At 58.5% G+C, this 5,964-nt stretch carries 2 protein-coding genes and 2 pseudogenes; 2 read left to right on the top strand and 2 right to left on the bottom strand.

Annotated elements, in window-relative coordinates; translation table 11 throughout:
* Positions 1 to 1,065 precede the first annotated feature (1,065 nt).
* The gene (gene dctA / locus D6B98_RS39265; RefSeq protein WP_126262214.1) at positions 1,066 to 2,376 is read right to left on the bottom strand and encodes a C4-dicarboxylate transporter DctA; all 1,311 of its coding nucleotides are present in this window, start codon (positions 2,374 to 2,376) and stop codon (positions 1,066 to 1,068) included.
* Between the two features lie 1,203 nt (positions 2,377 to 3,579).
* Between dctA and D6B98_RS39270 the strand changes: the two are divergent.
* Both D6B98_RS39270 and D6B98_RS39275 read left to right on the top strand, forming a co-directional pair.
* Positions 3,580 to 3,920: pseudogene (locus D6B98_RS39270) on the top strand (molybdate ABC transporter permease subunit); the annotation flags it as partial.
* Between the two features lie 85 nt (positions 3,921 to 4,005).
* Positions 4,006 to 4,265, top strand: a pseudogene (locus D6B98_RS39275) (transposase); the annotation flags it as partial.
* A 2-nt stretch (positions 4,266 to 4,267) separates the two neighbouring features.
* Here the strand turns inward: D6B98_RS39275 and D6B98_RS39280 are convergent.
* On the bottom strand, positions 4,268 to 5,659 hold the full coding sequence (locus tag D6B98_RS39280) for an IS110 family RNA-guided transposase (protein WP_126262215.1): 1,392 nt from the start codon (positions 5,657 to 5,659) through the stop codon (positions 4,268 to 4,270).
* Between the last annotated feature and the right edge of the window lie 305 nt (positions 5,660 to 5,964).

Raw genomic sequence — 5,964 nt, forward strand, 5'->3', positions numbered from 1 at the left:
AGCGCGGACGACGCGATGAAGCTGCCCATCAACGAAAACAGCAAGACCACCAACAAATAGGCGAACGCCGTCGCGGCCAAATGGGCGTGAAGGTACAAGCAAGCAGTGTTACCACGGTCAGTGTTATGCTGCCGAAGGTAAACTGAGGGGCTGAACGTTCTAAACTGCTGATCGGGCTACGCATTTTGATACCGTCCGGCCTTTTCTCCGGCGGGGAAGCTATAACATTTTAGGCGAAAATAGGGCAGTGCTCAGCACCGGCACCAGCCCCCGCTGGTGAGCGGTTCCGCTCGATTGCTTGGTAATGAACTGAGCACGCGCAGAGAAAAATTGCATCACAGACGTACGTATAGTTGTCCTAAACCTTTCAATATGGCGCGGTGACACGCCTGCAATCGATGCTCAGGTGCCTGCTTTCCTCCGTTGCCGATAATCCGGGCAGGCGCTCGAGGCTGCAGCCGAGGATAACTCCCTCACGCCAGCCGCAGGAGGACAGCGGCTGCAGTTCAGTTAAGACGCTGAGCCGGAACAATCAGGGGCGCCTCGCCGAACTCGGAAAGAACAAAGACAAGCTGCCGAACCACTCATCTCGCCGGTACGATCGGTCATGCGGAAGAAAGCGCAATGGTCATGTGCCGAGATACGAAGGCGAAGTTACGACTGCTTTGTATGTTTTAGGGCCATCACGCCTCGGTGCGGAGGCTTGTCTCCGGGGCGTTGGCCGGAATCGAGCGCGATTGTAGGCGGAGCAACAACTAGTTTGTCAGGCCGGACACGATCTGTCGCAGCCCTGTTATCTGGCAAGGCAAATGTCGCAGAAGCGTGCAGATGGCCGGAAGCTTGACGGTGAAAGACGCGCTTGAAAATGATTGGTACCGACTCTTTTGCTCGGCGGGCATCTTTTCAGGGCGGCTGCCCGGGGGGCGAGGCGGGCTGCGCACCGGCGATCGCGCGTGAAAGTTCCGGCTCGTCAAGTCGGCTGTCTCGATTCGAATTACGAGAAATGTCGCTGCGCTTGCATTCAACGCGTCTTTGAATGGCGGCGATTAGGATCCGGGACCTATCTCATCGTGTGTCGGTAGTGGTGGAAACGTTGGGCTGGTTGAGCCGAGCTTGCAGCGTCGCGTGCTCGAGCTCGTCCTCCCACCAGGATACGAACACGGCGGCGATGCCATTGCCAGTGATGTTAGTAAGGGCGCGCACCTCGCTCATGAACTTGTCGATCGAAAATACGATTGCCATGCCCGGCACCAGCGCTGGGTTGACCACCGACAACGTCGCAGCGAGCGTGATGAAGCCCGCGCCGGTGACGCCGCTTGCTCCCTTCGACGTTAGCATTGCCACGAGCAGGATCGTGAGCTGCTGGCCAAAGGTGAGATCGACCCCGAGTGCCTGGGCAATGAACAATGTCGCAAGTGTCATATAGATATTGGTGCCGTCGAGGTTGAAGGAGTAGCCAGTTGGCACCACCAGGCCGACCACGGGCTTGGAGCAGCCCAACCGTTCGAGCTTCTCCATCAATTGCGGCAGCGCGCTTTCAGAGGACGATGTGCCGAGCACGATCAGAATCTCGTCCTTGATATACACAATGAACTTGAAGATTGAAAAGCCGACGAGGCGCGCGATCAAACCGAGCACCACCACGACAAATAACGCCGCCGTCGCGTAAAACAGGGCGATCAGACCGATCAAATTGCCGAGTGCTGCCGGCCCGAACTTGCCGATCGTGAAGGCCATGGCCGCGAAGGCGCCGATCGGAGCCGCTTTCATGATAATAGCGATGACGCCGAACACCGCGTTCGCGACGTCGTCAATCATGCCTCGCAGTCGCTCCCCACGGTTTCCTAACGCCATCAGTGAAAAGCCGAATAGGATCGCGAACAGGAGAACCTGCAGAACATCGCCCCGGGCGAAGGCGCCGAAAACGGTATCCGGAATGATGTTGAGAAAGAAATCGACGGTCTTCGAGGCTTCCGCCTGCTTGACGTAATTGGCGACCGCACTGGCATCCGGCTTGACCGCAAGGCCACGACCGATTTGTACCAGATTGCCCATAAGAAGGCCCAACACCAAGGCAAAGCTGGAGACGATCTCGAAATAGACAAGCGCCTTGATGCCGACGCGCCCGACTTTCTTCGCATCCTGAATATGCGCAATACCAGATGTGACGGTGCAGAAAATAATCGGCGCGATGACCATCTTGATGAGCTTGATAAACCCGTCACCGAGCGCCTTGACCCAGTCGTTTGTCGCGACAGACGGCCATAGACAGCCGACCATGGCGCCAATCAAGATCGCGATCAGCACCTGCACGTAGAGAATCTTATACCAAGCTTGCGACGCGCGTGCGGGCGCCGCAGTTGCCATGGTGGTCATGACGCTTCCTTCCCAAATATCTCGAATGCGAGCCGCCGCGTCATTGAGAGGCGACAGCGTCATACGAGGCTCATAATTTTAGCCGTGTCCGATTGAAGACGGTTCCGAGAGCCGGTGCGTCGTTCCAAAAGGCAGGCGTTTAGTTGCGTTATCCTTTCTCGTTAAGCAAAATATGCACCAATTGCTCAAAGTGCGCCCCATTGAGCAGTCTCGGGCAAGCCGTCTGTCTCCGGGTCGCATCCGTTTGAGTGCTTCGCCCGCGTTCGCAAAGTCGAACAAAAAGTTGCGGCGAGACGTGTAACTTGATCGGCTGAGCGCATTAGTGGAGTTCCGTCTCGGGATGGAAGCCCGAGCGTGATCGATATACGCTAACTGCTGATGGATTGTAACAGTGGATGACATTGGTAAAATTGATAGTTTGGATTGTACTCATCCACGCGATGGAAGTCTGGTTTGCGAGCTCGATTGCGCGGGACAATAATCTTGAAACGATGGACTGCTCGTCGCTAGCGGCAAAGCTCGTTCGTGCACGGGGCATTTGTCTCCAGGCATGTGCGAAGATGCGCATTAGGCAGATTGGTCGATAGGCTGCCTTCGCTCTCGGCCCCTCAGCGCCTTTTGCCGCGTCGCGAAGCAGGGTCACGATGATTACTCGCCAGATTATTCGCGTTGCTGCCAAAGGGCAGGCTTCATGGATCCGTTCCATTACCGGCCCAGCGAGTGTGGCGTTTGAGCCAGCAACAAACCACATAGGCATCTCTGGCAGCGTCAAATTCTGCCGTTTCGTTGCGCGGCCGTCGCTGTCTGCTCGGCAACAGAGATGCCAGAAATCTGACATAGCGTTAGGTCCACGCCACCGGGACCTCGACGTCTATGCGAATTTCTGCCACGTTGCGCATGGCGCGCCCCGCAGTTCGCACGCGGCACAGGAATTGCTGATTTTAAACGAGGAGGTGCCGCCGTCAGATGGATGGAAGCGGCCCTCTCACTGGAGTTGCCGATGAGACTTGCGACGCTGCTCTTGCTCGTGGAAACGACGCGCGTGAATGTGGCGGCCGCCATGAAGTGCGACGCGACTAAAAGGCGATCCGCGCCACATAGCTGGGCGAGCCGGACGTGCAGGCGATCACTGAACCCGTAAAACGACCTGCTTTCAGCTTGGGCTGACGCACATGGATGTCTTTTCGGCAGAGATTGCGCAATCTGTTGCGCCTCGGCCCAGACGGACCGGGTGGGTTCTCGCCTCTTTGTGGGGCGAGCGCACGCTCGCTTTTACTTTCGCGGGAATCGTGATCGGATCGGTCCTCTCGGCGCTGCCGTTGGTGGTGCAGCCGATCCGTAACGCCTTTGTTGGGATAGGAGATCGCCAGTCGGAAACTACGGGGCGCGTTTCGTCGCTCTACGCCTTCATTACCATCAGGGCGCGATTGGAGTTTGTTAAAGCCGCTGTGGTTGGCTTTTCTCATACGATCGGCACATTCGGCGTCGTGATGATGATCGGCGGCAACATTCCTGGGCGCACCAAGGTTTTGTCAACGTCGTAGTGAGCTGGTCCCGCAAATCTGAACAGCGATAAGTGGAGTTTCTGCCTGACGGCGGGCAAGATTGACCCGCTAATCAGGAGAGACGATGAGCAGACGAGCACGGCGGAACCACACTCCGGCTTTCAAGGCGAAGGTGGCACTTGCCGCCGTCAAGGGTGACCGCACGCTGGCGCAACTGGCGGAGCAGTTCGACGTTCACCCCAATCAGATCACATCGTGGAAGGCCAGCTCGAAGGCAGCGCTGCCGATGTTTTCGGTCCGGGCGGCGGGAGTCGGATCGCCGAACCCACCGTCGACGTAAAGTCGCTGCACGCCAAGATCGGCGAGTTGACGCTGGAGAACGATTCCTAAGAAACGGCAGCATCTACTTTCGGCTCCAAGGGCTGGAGAACAAAGCCGAATGCCTTGGCACGCCGATGCAAATTGTTGACCACTCGCGTCCGGTAACGCGTCTCGTAGGACGAGGCCCCGGGATCGACATAGTCCATTCCGTATCGCAGAGCATTGTAGAACAGAACTGCGATCTTCGGGGCCGTGGCGGTCACGGCCTTGGCCTTGCCGATGCGCGCTGAGAGCCGTCTATAAAAGGCGCCGAGCGCGGTGTCTGTACGACCCACGGTCACGGCAGCAAGGCGCAGAAGTGCCGCCGCTCGGCCGTCGGATCGGCGCGTTCGGGACGAGAGCATTTTGCCGCCGGAGACCTTGTTGCTCAGCGCCAGTCCCAGCCAGGAGGTAAAATGCTTTGCACTTGGCCACGAGGAGAGCTCGTCGCCGCATTCAGCGATCAGCTTCAGCGAGAGGTAAGGACCGAGGCCGTCGATCGCGGTGAGGTCCTTTCCGAGCAACGCGAACAGCGCCTCGCGGACGTCGAAAGCTGGAGCGTTCGCCTGATCGGTTCTATTCCGACGCCGCGAGACCCGCGGCGCTGATCCGTGGCGATGACCGCGATGGAAGCTCAGTTCCTTCAACACGGCTTCAATTCGGGCGTCGCAGGCAGATGCCTTCTCGTGGTAGGCGTCGTAAAGCGCAAGTGCCTGCTCGAGCGCAAACAGATGCTCGGCGCGGTAGCTTCCGGTGAGCGCCTTCGCGATCGTCTCGGCGCTGGAGTGGCAACTATAATGGCGCAAGCACGCCAGCGCCTCAGGATCGCGCTCGCCGGCAAGGATCGCCCGTATGATACGCAGGCCGGTCGCGCCGGTGATGTCGGTGATGTCGGTGACGACGTGGTGCAGCTGAAGATTCATCTCCGTCAAGGCCTTCTGCATATGCTGGATGTGTGAGGCCGCGTACTCCAGCAGACGCTCGCGCTGACGCACGTAGGCTCGCAGCTCGGCAATCTGCCCTTTGGGCCGAAAGCTGGCCCGCAGCAACCCGAATGAATGGAGCCGCTGCAGCCATTGCGCATCACTGACATCGGTCTTGCGCCCCGGCACGGGCTTGGCATCGCGCGCGTTGACAAGAAACACGTTAAATCCCCGGGCATCGAGAAGCTCGAAGATCGGAATCCAGTAGACGCTGGTCGATTCCATGACGACAGTCTCGACGCCGCATTCAGTAAACCAGTCGACTAGCCGATGCAGATCAGCCGTGAAGGTACCGAAGCTGCGGACTGGCTCCGGTGCGCGATCTGCCCTCACGGCAGCCATGTGCATAGTCGCTCCGACGTCGATGGCAGCCGCGTCCGGGGGCACCATCTGCATCTTACCTCCGTTCCTCGACTTCGATCTTTTGGGGTTCATCTCTAATCCTCCTGCTGACGGCGGCGGAAGGGCTGGGCTGCGCTATTCGTCAGATTCCTAAACGGGATCGCCGGATGGCGTCACCACTCTCAAGTGCGCGACAACCCATGGACCAGGTTTTTTAACGGGGTCACGTGCCACCAAAATCGTATCGGCCGCTCCCTCCCGGTCGGCAATCTAGCGCCGGTCCGTTTCTATCCCACAGGGGGAGCGCAGCGCCGCGCATAGTTTTTTAGAAGGAGCGCTCACCAAGGCGGGATTGCTGAGCGCAAAGCGATGATCGACCGTGAACACGATCTGCCGCT

The organism is Bradyrhizobium sp. LVM 105 (assembly GCF_003957705.1).
Classification (GTDB): Bacteria; Pseudomonadota; Alphaproteobacteria; order Rhizobiales; family Xanthobacteraceae; genus Bradyrhizobium; species Bradyrhizobium frederickii.

Coding starts and splice junctions, on each gene's coding strand:
- dctA (WP_126262214.1), bottom strand. CDS start 2,376: ATGACCACCATGGCAACTGCGGCGCCCGCACGCGCGTCGCAAGCTTGG.
- D6B98_RS39280 (WP_126262215.1), bottom strand. CDS start 5,659: ATGAACCCCAAAAGATCGAAGTCGAGGAACGGAGGTAAGATGCAGATG.